Genomic DNA, 24,472 nt, shown 5'->3' on the forward strand with positions numbered 1-24,472 from the left:
GGCGGCGAGCGCCAGGCCGGCGGCGGTGAGCGCGCCGGCCGCGGTGAGGGCCGCGGCGGGGCTGATGCGGCCGGAGGGCAGGGGCCGGTGCGGGCGCTCGGCGGCGTCCTCCTCGCGGTCGGCCCAGTCGTTGAGGGCCATGCCCGCCTCGTACAGGCAGAGGGAGGAACCGGCCGCCAGCAGCGTGCGGGGCCCGGTCCGGCCGGACACCGCCGCCGCTCCGGCCAGCACGTCACCGGGGACGGTGAACAGCGCGGGCAGGCGGAGCAGTTCGGCCCAGGCACGGGCGCTCACACGGCCTCCCGCAGCCGCCGCGCGAACCGCAGGAGGGCGGCGTACTGCTCGCCCAGCGCCGAAGGCGCCCGCCCCACCGGGTCCTTGAAGTAGAAGGCGAGATCGGCCACGGGGCCGCGGACGCCCGCCTCCTGGGCGCGCAGGGTGAGCCGGGCCAGGTCCAGGACCAGGGGCGCGGCCAGGGCCGAGTCGCAGCCCTGCCAGATGGTCTGCAGGATCATGCGGGTGCCGAGGAAACCGTCGAAGGCGATGTGGTCCCAGGCGGTCTTCCAGTCGCCGAGCGCCGGCACGTCGTCGATGTGGACCTCGCCCTCGGGGCTGACGCCGAGGGTGTCGGTGAGGACGCGTTCCTTGCCGGCGTTCTTGGCGGCGGCCGCCGCCGGGTCGGCCAGTGCCGCGCCGTCGCCGCCGCCGAGGAGGTTGGTGCCGGACCAGGCGCGCACGTCCAGCGCCCGCTGCGCGAACATCGGCCCGAGGACCGAGCGCAGCAGGGTCTGGCCGGTCTTGCCGTCCCGTCCCGCGTGGGGCACCCCGCTCGTCGCGGCCGGGGCGGCCAGCGCCGGGTGGTGCAGTCCGGTGGACGGGGTGAAGTTGACGTAGCCGCAGCCGGCGCGCAGGGCCGCCGCCGCGTACAGGGAACTCGGCGGCAGGGCGCCGCCGTCGGCGGCCGGTTCGGTGGAGGCCACGTTCACCACGACGGCCCGTTCCAGGCCGCAACGCCGTACGAAGTCCTGGACGTCGTCGGCGAACCGCTCGATCAGCTCCGCCGGTTCGGGGGTGTCGCCGGGGGCCGGGCCGCCGGGCCGTATCTCCGCGTCCGCCGCCGCGAGTTCGGCGGCCACGGCCGCCGGGAGGCCGGGCGGCAGGACACCGCCCGCCGCCAGCTCCTCGGCCCGTTTGGGCAGGGGGCAGTCCAGTGTGTCGTGACCGCCGAAGACCAGTGCGGCGAGCTCCGGCAGACCGCTGCCGGCGAACGGGGGTGTCTCGGTGACCATGCCGGTGGGCGGGTGCAGGCCAGCCGCCACGGCGGCGCAGCCGGCCACGGCGGTGGTGGCGACGGAACCGCGGGCACCGATCAGCCACACTCCCACACGGGTACGGGGAAGGGACGGAAGGGACGCGGACATGGGCAGCCTCCTTGGCGTGCGCGAACCCGGGTGAGGGGGAAGAAGACGGTGGGCGGGAGTCCGGCGTCCCCCGCCCACCGCCGCTCACCTGCCCTTGGCGGGCAGTTCCTTGATCCGGACGTCGCGGAAGGACACCTCGTCACCGGTTCCGTGGTTCTGGATGCCGATGTGTCCGTCGCGCAGACTCCGGGCCGGATCGGTGTTGGTGAAATCGTTGATCTTCACGCCGTTGAGCCAGACGCGGAGTCGTTCGCCCTCCACGCGGAGCTCGTACGTGTTCCACTCCCCCGGCGGGTTCAGCGCACGGTCGCGCTTCTTCGCGTCGGCGGACCGGAAGCCGTAGACGGAGCCCGTGGTCTTCTCGGGCACGTCGGTGGCGTCGATCTGGATCTCGTAGCCGTGGTCGACCGCCGACCAGGGGTCGTCCGAGGGCGGGAAGCCCACGAACACACCCGAGTTGTCGTCGCCGGCCGCCTTCCAGTCGAGCTTCAGCGAGTACGAGCCGAAGCTCCGCGGGGTGTACCAGAGCAGTCCCAGGCCGCCCGTCGACGTGAGCGTGCCGTCGTCGGACCGGGTGAAGCCGCCCGGGCCCGCCTGCTTCCAGCCGTCCAGGGAGGTGCCGTCGAAGAGCGGCCGGTAGCCGTTCTCCGGGCGGCAGTCCGCCTGGGCGTCGCCGATGACCCACCGGATACCGCCCAGCAGGTGCTGCCGGAAGGCGGGGTCGGCGTAGGACTCCTTGGTGTGGCCGCCACCGGTGTAGAAGGCGCGGCCGCCCCGGTAGTCCTGGCACCAGGCGAGGGGATGGTCGCCGTTCATGGTGCCGCCGGTGTACGACGTCTCGTCCAGGGAGGCGAGGACGTGGGCGCGTTCGCGCGGGTTCGAGCGGTAGTTGTACCACTCGTCCGTGCGCTCCCAGGTCCGTCCCAGGTGCGAGGTCGCCGGGTGGGCGCGGTCCTCCACGTTCACCGTGGCCGGCTGGATCGCCGGGTGGTTCTGGAAGTACGCGCCCGCGAGGCCGCCGTAGAACGCCCAGTCGTACTCGGTGTCGGCGGCCGAGTGGACACCGACATAGCCTCCGCCGTGCCGGACGTACCCCTCGAACGCGTCCTGCTGGGCGGTGTCGAGGACGTCCCCGGTGGTCGACATGAACACCACGGCGTCGTAGCGGCTCAGGTTCTTCCCGGTGAAGGCGCCCGCGTCCTCGGTGGCGTCGACGGTGAAGCCGCCCGCCCGGCCGAGCTGCCGTACGGCCGCGATGCCCTCGGGGATGGAGTCGTGCCGGAAGCCGGCGGTCCTGGAGAAGACCAGGACGCGCTTGGTGGTGGGGGCCGGGTCCGACACGGCGGGTGCGGTCATGCAGCCGAGGAGCAGGGCGGCACCGAGCGCCGCGGTGGTGGTTCTGGCCGTCGCTCTCATGGTGTCGCCTCCTCTCAGCCGGTGGTGAAGGTGAAGTCGTCCAGGTCGAACAGGTTGCCGCTGCCGCCCTTGAAGACGAGGTAGAGGGCGGTGGTGCCGCGCGGTGCCTTCGACAGGGCGGCGGAGACGTCCTGGTAGGTGTCCGGGCCGCCGGTCACGGGCACGGTGGCCTTGCCCAGGAGGGTGCCGGTCGCGGACCCGGCGCGGACCTCGAGGGTGCCGCCGGCGCCGGCGGAGGCGACCCGCGCGGTGATCTTCTGGGCGTCGGACAGGACGTAGGGGGTGAAGGCGATCCAGTCGCCGTTGTCGGCGTCACCGACGACCTTGCCGCCGTGGGCGCTGGTCCGGGCGGTCACCGTGACACCGGAGGAGGTGCCGAAGTGCTCGGCCTGGCGGTGCCGCGGCTGCAGGACGCTGCGGGCGTGCGTGGTGAGGGCCTCCTGGCCGCCGCCTCCGCCGTCGGTGTACTGGGCGTCGAGGACACCGAAGATGTTGGCGTCCTGGTCGTGTCCGCCGTCGGCGCTGGTCTGGATGGTGCCGGAGCAGCCCTGCGCGGAGGTCAGCGGGTGGCCGTGGGTGTCGTGGCCGAGGATGAAGTTGACGGTGACCTTGGAGCAGTCGACCGCCTTGCCGTCCTCGGGGTCGGTGACCTTCACCTTGAACGGGATGGCGTCACCGAAGCTGAACAGCCGGCCGTCCTGAGGGAGTTGCAGGGTGACGGTGGGCGCGGTGTTGCCGACGACGACCTGGACGCTCGCGCTGCCGGTGCGGCCGGTGGTGTCCTTGGCGGTCACCGTGGCGGTGTAGGTGCCGTTCTTCTTGTACTTGTGCGTGGGAGCGGTCCCGGTCGAGGTGGTGCCGTCACCGAAGTCCCAGCTGTAGGTGAGCGCGTCGCCGTCCTGGTCGGTGGAGCCGGCCGAGGAGAAGGCCACCTTCAGCGGGGCCTGTCCGGAGGTGCGGTCCGCCGCCGCCTGCGCCACCGGGGAGTGGCCGTCGGTGGCGTTCTCGATGCGGTAGAGGCCCGAGTGGTCGTCGCCGCCGAACCAGGAGGTGCCGTAGTCCAGCACGTACAGGGCGCCGTCGGGGCCGAAGGCCATGTCCATCACCTGGGTGCCGCTCCAGGGGAGGTCCTTGATCGACCGCACGGTGCCGTCGGCGTCGCTGGTGATGCGCTTGATCCAGCGGCGGCCGAACTCACCGGCGAAGAAGTCGCCGTCGTAGGCCGCGGGGAACTTCACGGGCGAGTCGAGGGCGGCGTCGTAGTGGTAGACCGGGCCGCCCATCGGGGACTCGGAGCCGCTGCCGAACTCGGGCACGGACGGGCCGTCGTAGGGGATCCAGGCCGGCTGCGCCGGGGGCAGGTCGGTCAGGCCGGTGTTGTGCGGCGAGTCGTTCTTCGGCGCGGAGCAGTCGAACGTGGCGCCGGAGGTCTTCGTCGCGAAGTCGTAGTCGACGTAGGCGTCGTTGGCGCCGGTGCAGTACGGCCAGCCGAAGTTGCCGGGCTTGGTCACCCGGGCGAACTCGACCTGGCCCGCCGGGCCGCGGTTCGGGTTGGCGGAGCCGGCGTCGGGGCCGTAGTCGCCGACGTAGAGGATGCCGGTCTTCTTGTCGACGCTGAACCGGAACGGGTTGCGGAAGCCCATGGCGTAGATCTCGGGCCGCGTCTTGGCGGTGCCGGGCGCGAAGAGGTTGCCGTCCGGGATGGAGTAGGAGCCGTCGGCGTCGACCTTGATGCGCAGGATCTTGCCGCGCAGGTCGTTGGTGTTGCCCGCGGTGCGCTGGGCGTCGAAGCCGGGGTTGCGGTCGGCGCGCTCGTCCAGCGGGCTGTAGCCGTCGGACTGGAAGGGGTTGGAGTCGTCGCCGGTGGACAGGTACAGGTTGCCGTCGGCGTCGAAGTCGATGTCACCGCCGACGTGGCAGCACAGGCCGCGCGTGGTGGCGACGTCGAGGACCTTCTTCTCGCTGGACTTGTCGAGGGTGCCGTCGGCGTTCAGCACGAAGCGGGAGAGCCGGTTGACGCCGTCGAACGGGGCGAAGTCGGCCGCGGTGCCGGTCTCCGGGGCGTCGCCCGCCGGGGTGTTCAGCGGCGGGGCGTAGTACAGGTAGATGGCGCGGTTGTGCGCGAAGTCCGGGTCGATGCCGACGCCCTGCAGACCCTCCTCGTCGTGCGCGTAGACGTCGAGCTTGCCGGCCAGCTTCGTGTTGCCCGCCGCGTCCGTCAGGCGCAGCTCGCCGTCGCGGGAGGTGTGCAGGACCGAGCGGTCGGGGAGGACGGCGAGCGACATGGGCTCGCCGACCTCCGCCTCGCCCTTGGCGAGGGTGACCTGCTGGAAGTCCTCCGTCGCCGCGGCGGCGTCCTGACCGGTGACGGCTGCGCCGGCCTGGGGGGTGGTGAGGGTGAGGGTGGCACCCGCGAGCAGCGCGCCGCTGAGCAGGGCGAGCGACTTGCGCAGGCGTGTTCTGCGGGTTCCGGTGCGGGTGGTGCGGTCGTTCCCGTGCACGAATGGCCTCCAGTGAGGGGCTGGTTGTACGGGTGAGGTGAAGCGCCGGGATGCGCCGTCATCCCGGAGGGGGGTCAACCGACCGTGGCGCGTGTCAGTTGGAGAAGGCCGCGTCGAAGGAGGCCGACGGCGGCTCGAAGTCATGGGCCTTGAGGCGGGTGAGGGCCTCGGGGGCGCCCTGGAGCCGGTCCATGCCGGCGTCCTCCCACTCAACGGAGACCGGGCCCCGGTAGTCGATGGAGCGCAGCATCCGGAAGACGTCCTCCCAGGGCACGTCCCCGTGTCCGGCGGAGACGAAGTCCCAGCCGCGGCGCGGGTCGCCCCAGGGCAGATGGGAGCCGAGGCGGCCGTTGCGCCCGTCGAGGCGCTTGCGGGCCTCCTTGCAGTCCACGTGGTAGATCCGGTCCCGGAAGTCCCACAGGAAGCCGACCGGGTCCAGGTCCTGCCACACGAAGTGCGAGGGGTCGAAGTTCAGCCCGAACGCCGGACGCCGGCCGACCGCCTCCAGTGCGCGGTGGGTGGTCCAGTAGTCGTAGGCGATCTCACTGGGGTGGACCTCGTGGGCGAACCGTACGCCCTCGGCGTCGAAGACGTCGAGGATCGGGTTCCAGCGCGTCGCGAAGTCCTCGTAGCCGCGCTCGATCATCGCCTCGGGGGCGGGCGGGAACATGGCGACCATGTGCCAGATCGCGGAGCCGGTGAAGCCGATGACGGTGTCGACGCCGAAGGCGGCGGCCGCCCGGGCGGTGTCCTTGATCCGTTCCGCGGCGCGCCGCCGCACGCCCTCGGGGTCGCCGTCACCCCAGACGGCGTCCGGCAGGATGGCCTGGTGGCGTTCGTCGATGATGGCGTCGCAGACGGCCTGTCCGGTGAGGTGGTTGGAGATCGCCCAGCACTTCAGGCCGTACCGGTCGAGGAGCTGGTGGCGCGACTTCACGTAGCCGGGGTCGGCGAGTGCCTTGTCGACCTCGAAGTGGTCGCCCCAGCAGGCGAGTTCGAGTCCGTCGTAGCCGAAGTCGCGGGCGAGGCGGCACACCTCCTCGAGCGGCAGGTCGGCCCACTGACCGGTGAACAGGGTGAACGGGCGGGGCATGTGAGGACCTTTCAGTCCGCGACGGACGTGTAGACGGAGTTCTTCTCGGCGCTCTCCTCGACGGCGGCCAGGACGCGCTGCACCTGCAGTCCGTCGGCGAAGGAGGGGTCGGGCCTGCGGCCCTCGGCGATGGCGAGGACGAGGTCGCGGGCCTGGTGGACGAAGGTGTGCTCGTAGCCGAGGCCGTGGCCCGGCGGCCACCAGGCGTCCAGGTAGGGGTGCTCGGGCTCGGTGACGAGGATGCGGCGGAAGCCGGCCTCGGTGCCGGGCCCGGTGGCGTCGTGGAACCACAGCTCGTTGAGCCGCTCCAGGTCGAAGGCGAGCGAGCCGCGTTCGCCGTTGAGCTCGATGCGCAGGGCGTTCTTGCGGCCGGTGGCGTACCGGGTGGCCTCGAAGGAGGCGAGCGCGCCGGAGGCGAACCGGCCGGTGAACAGGGCGGCGTCGTCCACGGTGACCGTGCCGGTGCCGGCGGCGGGCATCGCCGTCAGCCCGCTGCCGGCGCCGCCGGGCAGCGGCCGTTCCCGTACGAAGGTCTCGGTCAGCGCCGACACCCCCGCCAGCCGCTCGCCGGCCAGGTACTGGGCGAGGTCGACGATGTGGGCGCCCAGGTCGCCGAGCGAGCCGGAGCCCGCGAGTTCCCTGCGCAGCCGCCAGGTGAGCGGGAAGCCGGGGTCGACCAGCCAGTCCTGGAGGTAGCACACCCGGACGTGCCGGAGGGTGCCGAGCCGGCCGTCGGCGACCATCCGGTGGGCGAGCGCGGTGGCCGGCAACCGCCGGTAGTTGAAGCCGACCATGGCGATCCGTCCCCGGCCGTACGCCTCCTCGGCCGCCCGGGTCATGGTCTCGGCCTCGTCGACGGTGTTCGCGAGCGGCTTCTCGCACAGGACGTGCTTCCTGGCGGCCAGCGCGGCCAGGGCTATCTCGGCGTGGCTGTCGCCGGGGGTGCAGATGTCCACCAGGTCGATGTCGTCCCGGGCGATCAGCGCCCGCCAGTCGGTCTCCACGTCCGCCCAGCCGTGCCGGTCGGCCGCCGCCCGGGCCGCCGTGCCGTCGCGGCCGCACAGCACGGCCAGGACCGGCTGCCGCGGCAGGTCGAAGACGCGTCCCGCGGTGCGCCACCCCTGGGAGTGGGCGGCGCCCATGAAGGCGTATCCGACCATGCCGACGCGCAGCGGGGGTTTCCCGGCCCTCGGCTCCGTCACCGGTCGGTCCGGCGGCTGCGGCTGTTCCATGCGCTCGTCCTCCTGTTGGTCGTCGGCGCGGCCGGGGCTCTGTGTCCTCGCGCGGTGGGGGGTACGGGCGGGACCTGTCACCGGAAGCCGGTGGACATGTGCTGGTCGATGTTGGTCTTGTCGACGACGGCCGAGTAGCAGGTGATCGACGCCGGGATCTCGAACTCGGCGAGGCCGCCGACGCCCTTGCCCTGGCCGAGGGCGCGGGCGAGGTCGATGGCGGACGCGGCCATCGAGGGCGGGTACAGGACGGTCGCCTTGAGGACGCCGTCGTCCTTCTTGATCGCCTGGAAGGCGGACAGCGCGCCGGCTCCGCCGACCATCAGGAAGTCGTCCCGGCCGGCCTGCTCGATCGCGCGCAGCGCGCCCACGCCCTGGTCGTCGTCGTGGTTCCACAGCGCGTCGAACTCGGACTGGGCCTGGAGGAGCTGGGCCATCTTGGCCTGGCCGGACTCGACGGTGAACTCGGCGGCCTGCCGGGCCACCTTCCTGATGTTGGGGTAGTTCTTGAGGGCGTCGTCGAAGCCCTGGGTGCGCTGCTTGGTCAGCTCCAGGTTGTCCAGTCCGGCGAGTTCGACGACGCGTGCGTCCGGCTTGCCCTTGAGCTTCTCGCCGATGTAGCGGCCGGCGTTCAGGCCCATGCCGTAGTTGTCGCCGCCGATGTAGCAGCGGTACGCCTGCGCGGAGTTGAAGATGCGGTCGAGGTTGATGACCGGGATGCCGGCGCGCATCGCCTTGAGGCCGACCTGGGTGAGTGCCTTGCCGTCGGCGGGCAGGACGACCAGGACGTCGACCTTCTTGTTGATGAGGGTCTCGATCTGGCCGATCTGCTGGGCGGTGTCGTTGGAGCCCTCGGTGACCTCCAGGGAGACGTCCGAGTACTTCTCGGCCCGGCTCTTGGCGTTGTCGTTGATCGCGTTCAGCCAGCCGTGGTCGGCCTGGGGTCCGGCGAAGCCGATGGTGACGTGCTTGCCGGGCTTGTCGGCGGCGGCCGGCTGCTCGTTCGCCGCGGCCCTGTCGTCCTTCGTGTCGTTGCTGGTGCAAGCCGTGAGCAGGGCTCCCGCGGAGACCGCGGCGGTTCCGAAGAGCAGTCCTCTGCGACTGGTGGTGTGCGGCATGGCGGTGAACCCTTTCCTCAGGTCGTGCTCGGGGTGCGGCGCTGGACCAGGACGGCGGCGACGATGATCACGCCCTTGGCGATCTGCTGGACGTCGCTCTGGAGGTTGTTCAGGGCGAAAATGTTGGTGATCGTGGTGAAGATCAGGACGCCGAGCACGGAGCCGGTGATGGTGCCGCGCCCCCCGCTGAGCAGGGTGCCGCCGATGATCGCGGCGGCGATGGCGTCCAGTTCGTACAGGTTGCCGTTGGTGTTCTGGCCGGAGCCGGAGAGCACGATCAGCAGGAAGGCCGCGATGCCGCAGCACAGACCCGAGAGCAGGTAGAGGTAGAGCCGCTGGCGGCGGACGTCGATGCCGGCGAGCCGGGCGGCCTCCGCGTTGCCGCCGACCGCGACGGTGCGCCGGCCGAAGGTGGTGCGGTTGAGCACGAGCCAGCCGACGACGGTCACGATCGCGAAGACCAGGACCAGCGGCGGGACGCCGAGCACGTAGGAGTCGCGCTCGCCGAGCTTGAGGAGGCCGTCGACGGTGACGATCTGGGTCTTGCCGTCGGTGATCTGGAGGGCGAGACCACGGGCCGAGGCCAGCATGGCGAGGGTGGCGATGAAGGGGACCATGCCGCCGTAGGCGACGAGCAGGCCGTTGACCAGCCCGCAGCCGAGTCCCACGATCAACGCGGTGAAGAGGATGCCCGCGAAGCCGTACTCCTGGGTGGCGACGGTGGTAGCCCAGACGGAGGCGAGGGCGACGATGGCGCCGACGGAGAGGTCGATGCCGCCCGAGGTGATCACGAACGTCATGCCGACGGTGACCACGCCGATCACCGATGCCTGGGTGAGGACGAGTTGCAGGTTGCGGGTGTCGAGGAACTCGTCGGGCCTGGTGACGCCGCCGATGACGACGAGGGCGGCGAGCACGCCGAGCAGGGACAGGGTGCGGACGTCGGCGTGGGCCGGCAGGACGCGCCAGAGGGGGAGTCGGTCCGCCGGCGGTGTCTTGCCGGCGGTGTCCCGGGGCGGGGAGACGGGCTGCGTCATGACGCCGGGCTTCCTTCCATGACGAGGTCGAGGACACGGTGTTCGTCCAGCTCCGGGGCCGGGGCCGTGTGGACGACCCGGCCCTCCCGGAGCACCAGCACGCGGTCGGCCAGCCCGAGCACCTCGGGCACCTCGCTGGAGACGAGGAGCACGGCGAGGCCCTGGTCCGCCAACCGGCGGACCACCGCGTAGAGTTCGGCGCGGGCGCCGACGTCGACGCCGCGGGTGGGTTCGTCCAGCAGCAGCACCCGGCAGCCGCGCAGTAGCCAGCGGGCGAGCACGGCCTTCTGCTGATTGCCGCCGGACAGGGCGCGCACGGGCACCTCGGGGTTGTCGGGCCGCAGCGACAGTTCGCGCACGGCGGCCCGTGCGGCGCCCCGCTCGGCGCGCCGGTCGATCCAGCCGGCCCGGGCGAACCGGGCGAGGGAGGACACCGACACGTTCCGGGTGACGGACTCCAGCATCAGCAGGGCCTGTGCCTTGCGCTCCTCGGGGGCGAGCCCGAGCCCGGCGCGTACGGCCGAGCGGACGCTCCCGGGGCGCAGCGTCTTTCCGTCCACGGTGACCTGGCCCGCGGTGGGCCGGCGTGCGCCGTAGATCGTCTCCAGGATCTCCGAGCGCCCGGAGCCGACCAGGCCGGCGAGCCCGACGATCTCGCCCGGCCGCACGTCGAGGTCGAGCGGCGCGAACTCGCCGTCGCGGGCCAGGCCGCGGACCTGGAGAACCGGCGCGGCCTCGGTGACCCGCTCGGTCGGTCCGGACCGCTCGGGGAAGACGTACTCGACGTTGCGGCCGGTCATCAGGGCGACGACGTCCCGGGTCGGGATGGACTTGGCGGGCAGTCCCCCCGCGACCGCCCGACCGTCCTTGAGCACCGTCACCCGGTCGCCGATGCGCCGGATCTCCTCCAGCCGATGCGAGATGTAGACGACGGCGACACCGTCGGCGGTGAGGTCACCGACGATCCGGAAGAGGTTGTCGACCTCGTCGGGGTCGAGGGCGGCGGACGGCTCGTCCATGACGATGAGCCGTACGTCGTGCGAGAGGGCCCGGGCCATCGACACGATCTGCTGCTGGGCGGCCGACAACTCCCCCACCAGCCGGGCCGGATCGATCTCGGGATGGCCGAGCCGCTTGAGCAGGGCGCCCGCCGAGGCACGTGCCGCCCTCGCCCGTACGACGAATCCGGCGGTCGTCGGCTCGTGGCCGAGGTGGACGTTCTCCGCCACCGACAGGTGCTCCACCAGGTCGAGTTCCTGGTAGATGGTGGCGATGCCGAGCCGCATGGCGGCGATCGGCGAGCGCGGGGTGACGGTCTGGCCGCGCCAGCGGATGGTGCCGCCGTCCGGCTGGTGGGCGCCGGCCAGCACCTTGATCAGGGTGGATTTCCCGGCGCCGTTCTGGCCGAGCAGGCAGTGCACTTCACCGGCCTGTACGTCGAGGTCGACGCCGTCCAGGGCGCGGACGCCGGGAAACGACTTGGTGATGCCGGACATGCTGAGCAGGGGTGGTTCGGGTGCCATGTGGTTCACCTCGGCGGACGTGCGGGCCGGTGTCAGGGCGTGCGGTGCCGACGGGCCGGCGGACGTTCTCCGGCTCGGGAGGCGGGGCAGGGCTGGGCGGCGTGCGGACGGCCAGCGGTGTTACACGAGTCAGTGGGCGTGCGGGACCGGGGATCGGCGTGCGCTGACGGAGGTCGGGGCGGGTGCGGGTGCGGGGCGGCCGCCCGGGCGTGCTCGGGGGCTGCGCGGGGAGAGGGCTTACGTGGGTGAGAGGGCCTACGCGGGTGAGAAGAGGTGGTCGCTGATCAGCCGGGCCGCGCCGATCACTCCGGCGACGGCGCCCAGCTCCCCCAGGACGATGGGCAGGTTGTTGGTCGCCAGGGGCAGCGACTGGCGGTAGACCTGGGTGCGGATCGCGGCGAGCAGGGTGTGGCCGAGGCCGGTCACCCCGCCGCCGATCACCACCAGGCCGGGGTTGAAGAAGGAGACGAGTCCGGCGATGACCTGGCCGACGTGGGTGCCGCCCTCGCGGATCAGGTCGAGCGCGGTGGCGTCGCCCGCGGCGGCCGCGGCCGCCACGTCGACGGCGGTGAGCGTGCCGTGCGCCGCCAGCCGGGCCGCGAGCTCGGCCGACAGGCCCTGCTGGGCCGCCTGCACCGCGTCCCGGGCCAGGGCGGCGCCGCTGAAGTGGGCTTCGAGACAGCCCCGGTTGCCGCAGGCGCAGGGGCGTCCCTCGGGCACGGCCTGGATGTGGCCGATGTCGCCCGCGCTGCCGGTGGTGCCGCGGTGGACGGTGCCGCCGGCGACGATGCCGCAGCCGATGCCGGTGCCGATCTTGACGCAGAGGAAGTCGCCGACGGAGCGGGCGACGCCGGCGTGCTGTTCCCCCATCGCCATGAGGTTCACGTCGTTGTCGACCATCACCGGGCAGCCGAGCTCCTGGCTGAGCGCCTCCCGCACCGGGAAGCCGTCCCAGCCCGGCATGATCGGCGGCGCGACCGGCACGCCCTCGGGGAAGCGGACGGGTCCGGGGACGCCGATCCCGGCGCCGTCGAAGCCCTCGGCCAGTCCCGTGGCGCGCAGCTTGCCTGCCAGGTCGAGGACCTGCTCGAAGACCGCGACGGGGCCCTCGCGCACGTCCATCGGCTGGTTGAGGTGACCGAGGATCTCCAGCTCGGCGCTGGTGACGGCGACGTCGACCGAGGTCGCGCCGATGTCGACGCCGAGGAACCGCAGCTCCGGGTTGAGCCGGACGTTGTGGGAGCGGCGGCCGCCGCGCGAGGCGGCGAAGCCGTCGGCCACCACGAGTCCGGTCTCCAGCAGCCGGTCCACCTCCACGGCCAGCTTCGACCGGGACAGGTCGACCAGGTCGCCCAGCTGGGCACGGGAGTTGGGGCCGCCGTCCCGCAGCAGCTTCAGCAGGCGGGCCTGGTGCGCGTTCGCCGGTCGTGCCGTCATGCGTCTCACGAACCCCTCCCCGCCAGTGTTCGGCCACCAGTGTCTGGCTTTCGTGAGGAACGTAGCAGTGGCTGCCGAGGCTGGGAAGAAGCTGTGCACGGATTCCCTCGACTTTTCCCACTCACAGGACAAAGAGCCGCTCGGGCGCGCCCACGCGACACTGGAGGGATGCGACGGACGCGCGGAACGGGGAGGCGGGGGCGATGATCGCCTTCGATCCGACCGACAGCGCCTCCCTGCTCGCCGCGTTCGGGGCGCTCGGCGTCCTGGCGGTGATCTTCGCCGAGTCGGGGCTGCTGGTCGTCGGCTTCTTCCTGCCGGGCGACACCCTGCTGTTCCCGGCCGGCGTGCTGTGCGCGGCGAACGCCCAGCACGCGCCGCGGCTGGAGCTGTGGCAGGTGCTCGTCTGTGCCGCCGTGGGCGCCGTGGCGGGCGCGCAGGTGGGCTACCTGCTCGGGCGGCACGGCGGCCGGCCCCTGCTGGCGCGCAGCTCCAGCCGCCGCGTGCAGGAGGGCACGCGGCGGGCGGAGCGGCTGCTGGCCCGCTACGGCTACGGCAAGGCGCTCGTGATCGGCAGGTTCATCCCGATGCTGCGGACGGTGCTGCACCCTGCGGCCGGCGCGCTCGGCGTGCCGGCGAAGCCGTTCACCCTGTGGCAGATCGTCGGCGGCATGCTCTGGTCCCAGAGCCTGGTGCTCGCCGGGTACCTGCTCGGCTCGTCGGTGGCGCACGTCGACGACTACCTGCTGCCGATGGTCGCGGTGATCGTCGCGCTGTCCGTGCTGCCCCTGCTGGCGGAGCTCCGCCGGACGCGGCGCGCCCGGCTGAGTCCGTCCGGACCGGACGGGGAGGAGGGGGACGACGGGGCCGATGGGGCCGACGCGGACGACGTGGACGACGTGGACGACAGGGCCGAGGTCCACGGCACCGACATGGACGACGCGGACGCCGCGGACGACGGGTGCCGGCCGTGCCGGAGGGACGACCGGCAGCGCTGACCGGGACCGTGCCGGTCAGCACGGTCAGCCGAGGCCGAGACCCCAGGTGTCGCTCAGCCGCCCGGCCGCGCACAGGTGGACGTCCAGGAGGTACGGCGCGGCGCTCCCGCACCCGGCCGCCGGGTCGACGGGCTGGCCGTGCCCCATGCCCGTGACGCCGTAGGTCTCCGCCACGACCCGCCCGGACGGGCCCCGGTAGAGCCGGTGCGGGTAGCCCGCCACGGTGTCGGAGACATCGGCGCTCTGGTCGGTCCCCTGGACGTCGGTCCACTGCCCGACCAGGTCCGTCATGTTCGACGGCTTCACCGTGCCGTCCGCCGAGCCCTGGAACACGGTGAGCGCGGGCCATGGACCGGGGTAGCCGGGGCGGGCGCGGCGCACCCGGTCGCCCCACTGGGCCGGCGTCTGGTTCGCCCACCCGTACATGCACGGATAGGGACCGCCGGCCGCGTCGGAGCAGCCGTAAGGGAGCCCCGCGACGACGCCGCCCGCGGCGAACTTCTCCGGGTAGGCGGCCATCATGACCGCGGTCATGCCGCCCCCGGCGGACAGACCGGTGACGTACACGCGTGAGGCGTCGCCCCGCACGTCGGCGATCTGGCGGTCCACCATCTGGGCGATCGAGGCGGCCTCGCCGGCGCCGCGCGCGATGTCCCCGGCCTGGAACCAGTCGAAGCACTTACCCAGGTTGTTGGCGGTGGACTGCTGCGGGACCACGACGGAGAAGTGCAGGCGGTCCGCGAGGGCGGTCCAGCCGCTGTCGACGGCGTACCCGGCGTCCTGGCCGCAGCCGTGCAGGGCGACGACCACGGGGGCGTTCGCGGTCAGGTCCGGTGGGTCGTGGCGGAACATGCGCAGCGCGCCCGGGTTGGAGCCGAATCCGGTGACTTCGGTGAGGGAGGCGGTGACCGCCGGGCGGGGAGTGAGGGGGGCGGCGGCGACCGCGGGGCGGGAGGTGAGGAGGGTGGCGGCCAGGAGGGCCGTCAGGACGGCTGTCAGACGTGCGGCTCTGGTCTGCATGTCCCGGGATGGTAGGAGCCTGACACGGCGGCGACATGGGGCCGGACCACATAGCGCGCGGGCTCGAAGTGGGGCCTATTCGTCGCTCATCGAACAGCCATGGGCACGGGCGGGTCCCGACCGTGGTCATCGCCCTCCTTGTCCCCTGCTTGGCCCAATGCCGGTCCGCCTAAAGGGCGAGGAGCGGTGAGGGGTGTGACCGTGGTGGAAGAGATCGGCGGGTGCACCCGTGGGCAGAAACGGGTGCGCCCGTGGCAAGGAGGCGGCATGGCCGGGACCGGCGGCGTGAGTGGCGTGACGTGTACGGCCGTGGCGGGCGACGACCCGTCCGAGGACCAGCCCGGCGACGTGTTCGCGCAGGTGAGCGGCGTCGCCGACGCCGTCCTCTACGAGGGCTACCTCCTCTACCCGTACCGCCGCTCCTCCGCCAAGAACCGCGTCCGCTGGCAGTTCGGCGTACTGCTGCCGCGGGACTGGGTGGAGGCGGACGGCCCCCTCGCCCCGGGCCTCTCCGGCTCAGCGGACTCCTGGTACCAGCAGACCGAGTGCCTGCTGCGCGTTCGGCGGCCCGGCGCGCTCGTGCGGGTGCGGGTGCGGTACCTGCAGATGCAGCACAAGCAGGTGCGGGCGGCCGGCGCGGACGGCGCGGACCGGCCGGTCGAGTCCCTGCGCACGGACGACGGCACGACCCACCTCACCTTCGACGAGGCGGTACCGCACGAGATCGCGTTCGAGCGGCCCCTGGACGAGCTGTTGCGGGCCGGGTGCGCGGTGGAGGCCGGGGCGCCGCCGGCCGAGGTGACCGAGCAGCTGCCCGGGGGCGCCGGCCGGGTGGTGCGGCGCCGCGAGGAGGTGCGGGCGCTGACCACGGTCGCGGCCGAGCGGCTGTCGGAGGACGTGGTCCGGCTGCGCGTGCGCACCGAGCACACGGGGCACGCCCCGGACGCCCGCGCCCCGCGCGGGGAGGCGCTGCGCCGGGCCCTGCTCGCCGCGCACACCCTCCTCGGCGGCGACGGCGTGGAGTTCGTCTCGCAGACCGCCCCACCCGCCGAGCTGCGCACGTGGGCGCGCGCGTGCCGCAACGAGTTCACCTTTCCGGTGCTGGGCGGCGGGCCTGAGGAGACGCAACCGGCCGGACGGGTCGTGCTCTCCTCCCCGATCATCCTTCCGGACCGCCCCCAGGTGGCGCCGGAGAGCCCGGGCGACCTGCACGACGCGGCGGAGATCGACGAGATCCTGACGCTGCGCACGATGCTGCTGACGGACGAGGAGAAGGCCGAGGCCCGGGCCACCGACGCGCGGGCCGCGCGGATCCTCGACCGCGTCGACAGCATGCCCCCGGAGGTCTTCGCCCGGCTGCACGGCGCCATCCGCTCCCTGACCCCGGCCCTGGGTCAGGCCCCCGAGCCCCCGATCGCCGCGCGCGCCGAGGCCCAGGCTCCGGCCGCGTCACCGACCCCGAACCCCGGCCGGTCTCCGGCCCCATCGCCGGTCCCGGCCCGATCACGTGCCACGTCGCCGGCCCCGGCAAGGGCCCAGGCCCAGGCCCAGGCTCCGCCCCCGGACCCGGCCCGGCCCCCGGCCACGTCACCCGCCGCGCACCCGGACGCCTTCCCCGCCGCGTGCCCCGACCCGTACCGGGACGCCTTCCCGGACGCGTTCTCCGCCGCCGAGCGCCCCACTTGGTGGCAGGAAGGTGCCGACGACGGGCTGTCCCCGGCGACCGACACCGTGCCCGTGGACGGCGTGCCCGTGGGCGGCGGCAGCCGGGTACGGCTGCGGCCGCGCGGCCGGGGGGCCGACGCACAGGACATGTTCCTGGCGGGGCGGACCGCGCGGGTCGCGGCCGTCTTCCACGACGTGGACGGCAGCGTGCACCTCGCGGTGACCGTCGACGACGACCCCGCGGCCGAGCTGCACGGCTGGTACGGCCGCTTCCACTACTTCCGGCCCGACGAGGTCGAACCGCTGGCCCCGTCGGACGCGGGTCCCGCGGACCCGGACCCCACACCACGGCCGCGATCCCCGCGGCCCACGAGTCCGGCCGAGCGGCCGGAGGAGGGACGGCTCGATGGACACCCCTGAGACACCGGCGCGCGCCGGCGACCGACTCCGTCACCGACTCCAGCAAAGGCCGACGACATGACCACTCAGAGCGGTACCACCGAAGTGAGCGGTGAGCCCAGCAGGGGCGAGGCGCGCGAGGGGATCGACGAGATCCACATCCTCTGGATCTCGGAGGGCATGAGCTGCGACGGGGACACCGTGTCCCTGACCGCCGCAGACCAGCCCTCCATCGAGGACGTGGTGCTGGGCCTCATCCCGGGCCTGCCGAAGGTCAACCTGGTCAACAAGGTGCTCTCGCCGAGCCTGGGCGGGGAGGACTTCCTCGCCCCGTACCGGGCGGCGGCCCGCGGTGAGCTGGGCCCGTTCATCCTCGTGATCGAGGGCTCGATCCCGAACCAGAACATCATCGACGGCGACGGCTACTGGACGTCCTTCGGCAACGACCCGGAGACCGGCGAGCCGCAGACCCTCAACCACTGGATCGACGAGCTCGCCCCGCGGGCCTGGGCGGTGGTGGCGGCCGGCACCTGCGCGACCTACGGCGGCATCCACGCCATGGCCGGCAACCCCACCGGCTGCATGGGCCTCGCGGACTACCTGGGCTGGGACTTCAAGTCGCAGGCCGGTCTCCCGGTGGTCAACGTGCCGGGCTGCCCGATCCAGCCGGAGAACTTCATGGAGACCCTGATCTGGGTGCTCCAGCACGCGGCCGGCACCGCTCCCCCGCCCCCGCTGGACCACATGCTGCGTCCGCAGTGGCTGTTCGGGAAGACCGTGCACGAGGGCTGCGACCGCGGCTCGTACTACGAGCAGGCGGACTTCGGTCTCGACTACAACTCGCCCAAGTGCCTGGTGAAGACGGGCTGCTGGGGACCGGTGGTCAACTGCAACGTGCCCAAGCGCGGCTGGATGGCCGGCATCGGCGGCTGCCCGAACGTCGGCGGCATCTGCATCGGCTGCACGATGCCGGGCTTCCCCGACGCGTTCATGCCGTTCATGGACGAGCCCCCGGGCGGAACGCTCTCCTCCATGGTCATCAAGCCGTACGGCGCCGTCATCCGGCGGCTGCGCGGCCTGACCAACGACATGGTGAACCACGAGCCCAAGTGGCGCCACAACAAGCGCAAGCTGACCAGCGGTTTCGACCCGCGCTGGCGCTCGTGACGCCGCCGCGCGTGCCGCATCCCCCCACCCAACCGCCGACTCCGAGCAGCAAGGGGCAGTACCGCAGATGACGACCACCGACGCCCGGTCCACCGGACGCAAACCCGAGCAGATCGTGGACATGTCCTGGGACCCGATCACCCGGATCATCGGCAACCTGGGCATCTACACGAAGATCGACTTCGCCAACCGGGAAGTCGTGGAGTGCCACAGCACCTCGTCGCTGTTCCGCGGCTACTCGGTGTTCATGAAGGGCAAGGACCCGCGCGACGCGGGCTTCATCACCTCGCGCATCTGCGGTATCTGCGGGGACAACCACACCACGTGCTCGAACTACGCCCAGCAGATGGCCTACGGCGTCAAGCCGCCGAAGCTGGCCGAGCACATCACCAACCTCGGCGAAGCGGCCGAGTACATGTTCGATCACACGCTCTTCCAGGACAACCTGGTGTTCGTGGACTTCTGCGAGGCGATGGTCAAGGCCACCAACCCCGGTGTCCTGGCCCGGGCCGAGCGCACGGACGCGCCCCGCGGCGACATCCACGGCTACCGGACCATCGCCGACATCATGAAGGCCTTCAACCCCTTCGAGGGCGAGGTCTACAAGGAGGCGCTGAAGGTCAGCCGGGTCACCCGGGAGATGTTCTGCCTGATGGAGGGGCGGCACGTCCACCCCTCCACGCTGTACCCGGGCGGTGTCGGCACGATGCCGCAGCCGAACACCTTCACCGACTACCTCAGCCGGCTCATGCGCGTCATCGACTTCGTGAAGAAGGCGGTGGCGATGAACGACGACGTCTTCGACTTCTTCTACGAGGCGCTGCCCGGCTACGAGGAGGTCGGCAAGCGCCGCATCCTGCTCGGCTGCTGGGGCGCCTGGCAGAACCCGGACGTCGTCGACTACCGGTACGAGAACATGAACCGGTGGGGCAAGGCGATGTACGTCACCCCGGGCATCATCGTGGACGGCAAGCTGGTCACCAACAACCTCATCGACATCAACCTCGGGCTGCGCATCATGCTGGGCAGCTCCTTCTACGAGGACTGGGTCAACGAGGACCCCTTCGTCACCCATGACCCGCTCGGCAACCCCGTCGACATGCGCCACCCGTGGAACCAGACCACCGTGCCGGTGCCGCAGAAGCGCGACTTCGACGGCAACTACAGCTGGGTGATGAGCCCGCGCTGGTACCACCCGGAGTCCGGCCAGCACCTCGCCCTGGACACCGGCGGCGGCCCGCTGGCCCGGCTGTGGTCGACCGCGCTGAGCGGCCTGGTCGACACGCCGTACATCAAGGCCACCGGCAACAGCGTGCGCATCTCGCTGCCCAAGGGCGAGTCGCTGCCGGAGACCACGCTGGAGTGGCACATCCCGAAGTGGAGCAACACGATTGAGAGGGACCGTGCCCGGCCCTACTTCGTCGCCTACGCGGCCGCCATGGCCCTGCAGTTCCTGGAGGAGGCGATGGGCATGCTCCGCGACGGCGACACCAAGGTCTTCGAGAACTTCGAGGTGCCGGACGACGCCATCGGCTGCGGGTTCCACGAGGCGGTCCGCGGTGTCCTCTCGCACCACCTGGTGATCCGCGACAAGAAGATCGCCAACTATCACCCGTACCCGCCGACCCCGTGGAACGCCAGCCCTCGCGACATCTACGGCACCCCGGGGCCGTACGAGGACGCCGTCCAGGGCCAGCCGATCTTCGAGGAGAACGGGCCGGACGACTTCAAGGGCGTCGACATCATGCGCACCGTGCGCAGCTTCGACCCCTGTCTGCCGTGCGGGGTGCACATGTACGTCGGCAAGGGCAAGACGCTGTCGACCGTGCACTCGCCCACGTACGGGGCCAACCATGGCTGACACGGCCGTACGGCTCCCGGACCCGGCCGTGGAGGCGCGGCTGGCCCGGCTCGACGAGCTGCTGGCCGGCCTGGAGTCGGCGCCCGGCCCGGCCGCCCGTGAGGCGCTGGAGTCGGTGGCCCTGCTGACCGAGGTCTACGGCGAGGCCCTGGCCCGGGTGCTCGACCTGGCGGACGAGGACCTGCGCGCGCGGCTCGCCGACGACGAGCTGCTGGGGCACCTGCTGGTGCTGCACGGCATCCACCCCGACTCCGCCGAGCACCGGGCCGCCCGCGCGGTCGAGCGGCTGCGGCCCGCGGTCCGCGAGCGCGGCGGGGACCTGGAGTGGGCCGGTGTCGAGGGACAGGTGGCCCGGGTGCGGGTGAGCACCGGGGGCGGCGGATGCGGGTCCGGCTGCGGTGGCGGCGGGTCGGCCGACATCACCGAGGCCGTCCGGGCGGCGGTGCTGGCCGCCGCCCCGGAGCTGGAGTCGGTGGAGCCGGTCGCCGCCGAGCGGCGCGCGGCCCCCGCCTTCGTCCCCCTCACGACGCTGGGCCACCGGACCGGGGCGCGGCCGCGGGAGGCGCGGTGACCGTGGACGGAGCGCTGGCCCGCGTCATCCGCTCGGCGGCCGGCCGGGGCGCGGCGGCGCGGGCCGAGGCGTGCGAACTGTGCGCCGCCCCGGTGCCCGGCGAGCACCCCCATCTGTACGACACCGCGGACGCCGAGGTGCGCTGCGTGTGCGGCCCCTGCTCGGTGCTCTTCGCCGACGACGCGGCCGGCGAGGGGCGCTACCGGCTGGTGCCCCGGCGCCGGCTCAAGCTCCCGCCGGTCGACACGGCGGTGCTGGGCGTGCCGGTGGGCCTGGTGTTCTTCGTGCCGCGCTCCGACGGCACGGTCACCGCCCAGGGGCCGAGTCCGGCCGGGGCCATGCGCTGGGAGGTGGACGCGGCGGCCTGGCAGCGGCTGACCGCCGTGTTTCCGCAGCTCGCGTCCATGGCACCCGATGTGGAGGCGCTGCTGGTGAACACCGTGCGGGGCCTTCAGGAGCACTGGATCGTGCCGGTCGACGACTGCTTCCGGATGGTGGCCGTGATCCGCCGCGAATGGCGGGGCCTGTCCGGCGGCGAGCGGGTCTGGCCGGCCGTGGAACGGTTCTTCGCGGAGCTCACCGAGCGGTCGTGAGGACCCGGGAAGGAGAACGGACATGGGCAGCATCCGAGTGGGCCGCCCCCAGGCGCGGCCCGACCAGCTCACGCACGTACGGGGTCTGCACCAGGGCAACAGGGGCCCGCACAGCCATCAGACCGGATTCCACGAGGACGGGACCTCCGACGCCCGTCGCTCCACCGGGATCCACTGGAAGCGGCACGACGCCCTGCTGGACGTCATGCCGAACATCTCACCCGGATGAGAGGGCGGAAGTGACCGTGATGAATCGCTGCCGGACCACGAGATCGGCTAGGTCGAAGAAGTCCGCGAGGTCGGTGACGACGGGTCGCCAGGTGCTGATCGCCCAGGCCTGCCTGGTCGGCGGCCTGGCGCTGGCCCTGCTCGTCAAGGAACTGCCCGGCATGATGCGGGAGGTGCGGATCTACCGGATGACCGGTGGCCTCCGCGCGAACCGCCGCTACCCCTGATCCCGGCCGTGCACGAACTGTCGATCGCGACCGCGATCGTGGAGCAGGCCGGGGAGATCGCCCGGTCGGACGGCGCCGGCGACGTGTCGCTGGTGACCGTCCGGGTCGGGGAGTTGGCGGGTGTGGTGCCGGACGCGCTGCACTTCGCCTTCGAGGTGGCCCGTGACGGCACGCCGCTGGCCGCCGCCGAACTGGTCGTGGAGCAGGTGACGGCGCGGGCCTGGTGCGAGGGCTGCGCGCGGGAGTTCGCGGTGGGCATGCCGCCGTTCTTCTGGTGCCCCGACTGCGACCGGCCCTCGCAGGACCTGCGCAGTGGGCGGGAGCTGGAGATCACGGGTGTGGAGGCGGTGCCGGCCCCGCGCTGACGGGGCCGGCTCCGGCCGGCGCGCGCTCAGCAGATGCGCGGCAGCTGTTCGCCCAGCGGCAGGTCGACCACCCTGGTGCCGCCGAGCCCGGTGGCGACGACGACCATGCCCGGGTGCTCCTCGACGCACTCGCCGACGAGCGTCGCGCCCACGCCCTGCGGATGCGCCCGCATCGCCGCGAGCACCGCCTCCGCCTCCTGCGGGGGCACGAACGCGACGAGCCGGCCCTCGTTGGCCACGTAGAGCGGGTCGAGGCCGAGGAAGCCGCAGGCGTTGACGACCTCGTCCGGGACCGGGATGGCACGCTCGCGCAGCCGTACGCCGGTGCCGGAGGCGCGGGCGATCTCGTTCAGGGACGCGCCCAGGCCGCCCCGGGTGGGGTCGCGCAGGACGTGGACGTCCTGGGTGACCGCCAGCATGGCCGCCACCAGACCGGCCAGCGGCGCGGTGTCGGAGGCGATCTCGACGCCGAACTCCAGGCCCTCGCGCACGCTCATGATCGCCACGCCGTGCAGGCCGATCGGGCCGCTGACGATGACGGCGTCACCGGGCCGGGCGCGCTGCGGGCGGATGTCGACGCCGTCGGGGACGAGGCCGACGCCGGCGGTGGTGACGTAGACGCCGTCGCCGTGTCCCGACTCGACCACCTTGGTGTCGCCGGTGGCGACGACGACACCGGCCGCCCGGGCCGCCGCCCCGATGTCGCGGGCGATCCGGCCGACGACCGCCAGCTCCACGCCCTCCTCCAGCACGAAGGCCGTGGACAGGTGGGTGGGCACGGCGCCGCTCATCGCCAGGTCGTTGACCGTGCCGTTGACCGCGAGGTCGCCGAGGCTGCCGCCGGGGAAGAAAAGCGGCCGTACGACGTGGGAGTCGGTGGAGAAGGCCAGCCGGGCGCCGCCCAGTTCGAGGACGGCGGAGTCGGTGAGGGCGGCCAGGGTGGGGTTGCCGTACGCGGGCGCGAAGACCTGCTCGATCAGTTCGGCGGACAGGGCGCCGCCGCCGCCGTGGCCCATGACCACGACCGGCTGGTCGCGCAGGGGGGCCGGGCAGGTCCAGTCGGCGGGGTCGACCGCGACCGCGCCGGCGGCCCCGGCGGCGGTCGCGGCGGTTTCGGTGGCGGTCGCGGCGGTTTCGGTGGCGGTCGCGGCGGTTTCGGTGGCGAGGTCAGCCAACGGGGTTCATCTCCTCCTGCGGGGCGCGGGATCCCCGCGGTGCCGGGCCGTCGGTCATCCGGCGGTACAGGTAGTAGGCCGCGCAGGCGCCCTCGCTGGAGACCATGGTGGCGCCGAGCGGGGTGCGCGGGGTGCAGGCCGTGCCGAACGCCTCGCACTCGGTGGGTTTGATCAGGCCCTGCAGCACCTCGCCGGCCCGGCACACGGCGGGTTCCTCGGTGCGGATGCCGGTGACGTCGAAGCGGTGCTCGGCGTCGTGCTCGCGGAAGGCCTCGGTCAGGCGCCAGCCGCTGGCGGGAATGAGGCCGATGCCGCGCCAGTTGCGGTCGACGACCTCGAACACCTCCTCGATCATCCGCTGCGCGGCCGGGTTGCCCTGGTCGCGCACGGCCCGGGCGTAGGCGTTCTCCACCCGGTGCTCGCCGCGCTCAAGCTGGTGCACGGCGCGGCGGATGCCCTCCAGGATGTCCAGCGGCTCGAAGCCGGTCACCACGATCGGCACCCCGTGCTTGTCGGCGAGGTCCGGGTACTCGGCGGTGCCCATCACGCTGCACACGTGCCCGGCGGCCAGGAAGCCCTGCACCCGGCAGGCGGGGGCGGTCATGATGGCCTCGATCGCCGGGGGGACCCGGACGTGGGACACCAGCAGGCTGAAGTTCCGTACGCCGAGGCGGCGGGCCTGGTGGACGGCCATGGCGTTGGCGGGGGCGGTCGTCTCGAAGCCGATCGCGAAGAACACGACCTCCCGGTCGGGGTTCTTGCGGGCCAGGTCGAGGGCGTCGAGCGGCGAGTACACGACCCGTACGTCCCCGCCCTCGCCCTTGACCCGGAACAGGTCGCGGTCGGTGCCGGGGACCCGGAGCATGTCGCCGAAGGAGCAGAAGATCACGCCGGGCCGGGCGGCGATCTCCAGCGCCTTGTCGATGACGTCCAGCGGTGTGACGCACACCGGGCAGCCCGGGCCGTGGATCAGCTCCACCTCGTCCGGCAGGAGCTGGTCGACGCCGTGCCGGATGATGGAGTGGGTCTGGCCGCCGCACACCTCCATCAGGGCCCAGGGCCGGGTGACCGTGGCTCTGATCTCGTCCAGCAACCGGCGTGCCAGCTCCGGGTCGTTGAACTCGTCGATGTACTTCACTGGACCTCACTTCCGCTCTCGTGCCGCGCCGCCTGCTCCCAGGCGTCGCCGAACTCCTCCTCCAAAAGCCCCAGTTGCTCGAACAGCTCCAGGGACGCCCGGGCCGACTCCTCGTCCAGGCGCTGCAGGGCGAAGCCGACGTGGACGATGACGTACTCCCCCACCCGGACATCGGGCAGGTACTCCAGGCACGCCTGTTTGCGCACTCCGCCGAAGTCGATCAGCCCGGTGCGCGGATCGGCGCCCTCGTCGATGGCCACCACCTTGCCGGGCACTGCCAGACACAT

At 72.6% G+C, this 24,472-nt stretch carries 22 protein-coding genes and 1 pseudogene; 9 read left to right on the forward strand and 14 right to left on the reverse strand.

Going from position 1 to position 24,472, the window contains the following annotated elements; all coding sequences use genetic code 11:
- From PV343_RS36835 to PV343_RS36880, 10 genes are all read right to left on the reverse strand, one after another.
- On the reverse strand, positions 1-294 hold a 294-nt coding region (locus PV343_RS36835; protein ID WP_319151399.1), incomplete at its 3' end, for a UbiA family prenyltransferase.
- Complete coding sequence (locus PV343_RS36840) at positions 291-1,421, reverse strand: inositol-3-phosphate synthase (protein ID WP_319151400.1); 1,131 nt, start codon at positions 1,419-1,421, stop codon at positions 291-293. The genes PV343_RS36835 and PV343_RS36840, both read right to left, overlap by 4 nt.
- 84 nt (positions 1,422-1,505) lie before the next feature.
- Positions 1,506-2,837: a ThuA domain-containing protein gene (locus PV343_RS36845; protein ID WP_319151401.1), complete on the reverse strand. Its 1,332-nt coding sequence runs from the start codon at positions 2,835-2,837 to the stop codon at positions 1,506-1,508.
- Positions 2,838-2,851: 14 nt separating this feature from the next.
- On the reverse strand, positions 2,852-5,338 hold the full coding sequence (locus PV343_RS36850; RefSeq protein WP_319151402.1) for a PQQ-dependent sugar dehydrogenase: 2,487 nt from the start codon (positions 5,336-5,338) through the stop codon (positions 2,852-2,854).
- Between the two features lie 94 nt (positions 5,339-5,432).
- Entirely contained in the window at positions 5,433-6,431 is a 999-nt protein-coding gene (locus tag PV343_RS36855; protein ID WP_319151403.1) for a sugar phosphate isomerase/epimerase family protein, read from the reverse strand.
- Positions 6,432-6,442: 11 nt separating this feature from the next.
- Positions 6,443-7,663, reverse strand: coding sequence for a Gfo/Idh/MocA family oxidoreductase (locus tag PV343_RS36860; protein WP_319151404.1), 1,221 nt, complete (start codon positions 7,661-7,663; stop codon positions 6,443-6,445).
- A gap of 77 nt (positions 7,664-7,740) precedes the next feature.
- Positions 7,741-8,781, reverse strand: coding sequence for a substrate-binding domain-containing protein (locus tag PV343_RS36865; protein WP_319151405.1), 1,041 nt, complete (start codon positions 8,779-8,781; stop codon positions 7,741-7,743).
- A 17-nt stretch (positions 8,782-8,798) separates the two neighbouring features.
- On the reverse strand, positions 8,799-9,818 hold the full coding sequence (locus tag PV343_RS36870) for an ABC transporter permease (protein ID WP_319151406.1): 1,020 nt from the start codon (positions 9,816-9,818) through the stop codon (positions 8,799-8,801).
- Entirely contained in the window at positions 9,815-11,341 is a 1,527-nt protein-coding gene (locus tag PV343_RS36875; RefSeq protein WP_319151407.1) for a sugar ABC transporter ATP-binding protein, read from the reverse strand. The genes PV343_RS36870 and PV343_RS36875 overlap by 4 nt, the downstream gene beginning before the upstream one ends.
- 255 nt (positions 11,342-11,596) lie before the next feature.
- Complete coding sequence (locus PV343_RS36880) at positions 11,597-12,778, reverse strand: ROK family transcriptional regulator (protein WP_319151408.1); 1,182 nt, start codon at positions 12,776-12,778, stop codon at positions 11,597-11,599.
- A 203-nt stretch (positions 12,779-12,981) separates the two neighbouring features.
- Here PV343_RS36880 and PV343_RS36885 point away from each other — a divergent pair.
- A pseudogene (locus tag PV343_RS36885) lies at positions 12,982-13,602 on the forward strand (DedA family protein); the annotation flags it as partial.
- 198 nt (positions 13,603-13,800) lie between these two features.
- Here the strand turns inward: PV343_RS36885 and PV343_RS36890 are convergent.
- Entirely contained in the window at positions 13,801-14,796 is a 996-nt protein-coding gene (locus PV343_RS36890; protein WP_319151409.1) for a PHB depolymerase family esterase, read from the reverse strand.
- A gap of 267 nt (positions 14,797-15,063) precedes the next feature.
- On the opposite strand from PV343_RS36890, the gene PV343_RS36895 reads away from it, so the two are divergent.
- From PV343_RS36895 to hypA, 8 genes are all read left to right on the forward strand, one after another.
- Positions 15,064-16,881, forward strand: coding sequence for a hypothetical protein (locus tag PV343_RS36895; RefSeq protein WP_319151411.1), 1,818 nt, complete (start codon positions 15,064-15,066; stop codon positions 16,879-16,881).
- A 57-nt stretch (positions 16,882-16,938) separates the two neighbouring features.
- On the forward strand, positions 16,939-18,027 hold the full coding sequence (locus tag PV343_RS36900) for a hydrogenase expression protein HypE (RefSeq protein WP_319151412.1): 1,089 nt from the start codon (positions 16,939-16,941) through the stop codon (positions 18,025-18,027).
- A 67-nt stretch (positions 18,028-18,094) separates the two neighbouring features.
- Complete coding sequence (locus PV343_RS36905; protein ID WP_319151413.1) at positions 18,095-19,888, forward strand: nickel-dependent hydrogenase large subunit; 1,794 nt, start codon at positions 18,095-18,097, stop codon at positions 19,886-19,888.
- Positions 19,881-20,459: a NifU family protein gene (locus tag PV343_RS36910; protein WP_319151415.1), complete on the forward strand. Its 579-nt coding sequence runs from the start codon at positions 19,881-19,883 to the stop codon at positions 20,457-20,459. Before PV343_RS36905 ends, PV343_RS36910 begins: the two co-directional genes overlap by 8 nt.
- Entirely contained in the window at positions 20,456-21,052 is a 597-nt protein-coding gene (locus PV343_RS36915) for a DUF5947 family protein (RefSeq protein ID WP_319151416.1), read from the forward strand. The genes PV343_RS36910 and PV343_RS36915 overlap by 4 nt, the downstream gene beginning before the upstream one ends.
- A 22-nt stretch (positions 21,053-21,074) precedes the next feature.
- On the forward strand, positions 21,075-21,281 hold the full coding sequence (locus PV343_RS36920; protein ID WP_319151417.1) for a hypothetical protein: 207 nt from the start codon (positions 21,075-21,077) through the stop codon (positions 21,279-21,281).
- Between the two features lie 73 nt (positions 21,282-21,354).
- Complete coding sequence (locus tag PV343_RS36925) at positions 21,355-21,507, forward strand: hypothetical protein (RefSeq protein ID WP_167543339.1); 153 nt, start codon at positions 21,355-21,357, stop codon at positions 21,505-21,507.
- An 8-nt stretch (positions 21,508-21,515) separates the two neighbouring features.
- Positions 21,516-21,872, forward strand: a complete 357-nt coding sequence (gene hypA / locus PV343_RS36930) for a hydrogenase maturation nickel metallochaperone HypA (RefSeq protein WP_319151418.1) — start codon at positions 21,516-21,518, stop codon at positions 21,870-21,872.
- 26 nt (positions 21,873-21,898) lie between these two features.
- On the opposite strand, the gene hypE is transcribed toward hypA, so the two are convergent.
- The 3 genes from hypE to PV343_RS36945 form a co-directional block, all read right to left on the reverse strand.
- Positions 21,899-22,888, reverse strand: a complete 990-nt coding sequence (gene hypE, locus PV343_RS36935) for a hydrogenase expression/formation protein HypE (RefSeq protein ID WP_319151442.1) — start codon at positions 22,886-22,888, stop codon at positions 21,899-21,901.
- 151 nt (positions 22,889-23,039) lie between these two features.
- Positions 23,040-24,185, reverse strand: coding sequence for a hydrogenase formation protein HypD (gene hypD / locus PV343_RS36940; protein WP_319151419.1), 1,146 nt, complete (start codon positions 24,183-24,185; stop codon positions 23,040-23,042).
- Entirely contained in the window at positions 24,182-24,472 is a 291-nt protein-coding gene (locus PV343_RS36945; protein WP_319151420.1) for a HypC/HybG/HupF family hydrogenase formation chaperone, read from the reverse strand. Before PV343_RS36945 ends, hypD begins: the two co-directional genes overlap by 4 nt.

The organism is Streptomyces sp. WI03-4A, from assembly GCF_033792105.1.
GTDB classification, from domain to species: domain Bacteria; phylum Actinomycetota; class Actinomycetes; order Streptomycetales; family Streptomycetaceae; genus Streptomyces; species Streptomyces collinus_A.

Bases quoted from the DNA above. Each gene is read 5' to 3' on its own strand.
- PV343_RS36905 (WP_319151413.1), top strand. From the start codon at position 18,095: ATGACGACCACCGACGCCCGGTCCACCGGACGCAAACCCGAGCAGATC.
- PV343_RS36875 (WP_319151407.1), bottom strand. From the start codon at position 11,341: ATGGCACCCGAACCACCCCTGCTCAGCATGTCCGGCATCACCAAGTCG.
- PV343_RS36880 (WP_319151408.1), bottom strand. From the start codon at position 12,778: ATGACGGCACGACCGGCGAACGCGCACCAGGCCCGCCTGCTGAAGCTG.
- PV343_RS36945 (WP_319151420.1), bottom strand. From the start codon at position 24,472: ATGTGTCTGGCAGTGCCCGGCAAGGTGGTGGCCATCGACGAGGGCGCC.
- PV343_RS36855 (WP_319151403.1), bottom strand. From the start codon at position 6,431: ATGCCCCGCCCGTTCACCCTGTTCACCGGTCAGTGGGCCGACCTGCCG.
- PV343_RS36845 (WP_319151401.1), bottom strand. From the start codon at position 2,837: ATGAGAGCGACGGCCAGAACCACCACCGCGGCGCTCGGTGCCGCCCTG.
- PV343_RS36895 (WP_319151411.1), top strand. From the start codon at position 15,064: ATGGCCGGGACCGGCGGCGTGAGTGGCGTGACGTGTACGGCCGTGGCG.
- PV343_RS36860 (WP_319151404.1), bottom strand. From the start codon at position 7,663: ATGGAACAGCCGCAGCCGCCGGACCGACCGGTGACGGAGCCGAGGGCC.
- PV343_RS36900 (WP_319151412.1), top strand. From the start codon at position 16,939: ATGACCACTCAGAGCGGTACCACCGAAGTGAGCGGTGAGCCCAGCAGG.
- PV343_RS36890 (WP_319151409.1), bottom strand. From the start codon at position 14,796: ATGCAGACCAGAGCCGCACGTCTGACAGCCGTCCTGACGGCCCTCCTG.
- PV343_RS36870 (WP_319151406.1), bottom strand. From the start codon at position 9,818: ATGACGCAGCCCGTCTCCCCGCCCCGGGACACCGCCGGCAAGACACCG.
- PV343_RS36865 (WP_319151405.1), bottom strand. From the start codon at position 8,781: ATGCCGCACACCACCAGTCGCAGAGGACTGCTCTTCGGAACCGCCGCG.
- PV343_RS36920 (WP_319151417.1), top strand. From the start codon at position 21,075: ATGGGCAGCATCCGAGTGGGCCGCCCCCAGGCGCGGCCCGACCAGCTC.
- hypE (WP_319151442.1), bottom strand. From the start codon at position 22,888: ATGGGCCACGGCGGCGGCGGCGCCCTGTCCGCCGAACTGATCGAGCAG.
- PV343_RS36840 (WP_319151400.1), bottom strand. From the start codon at position 1,421: ATGTCCGCGTCCCTTCCGTCCCTTCCCCGTACCCGTGTGGGAGTGTGG.
- PV343_RS36910 (WP_319151415.1), top strand. From the start codon at position 19,881: ATGGCTGACACGGCCGTACGGCTCCCGGACCCGGCCGTGGAGGCGCGG.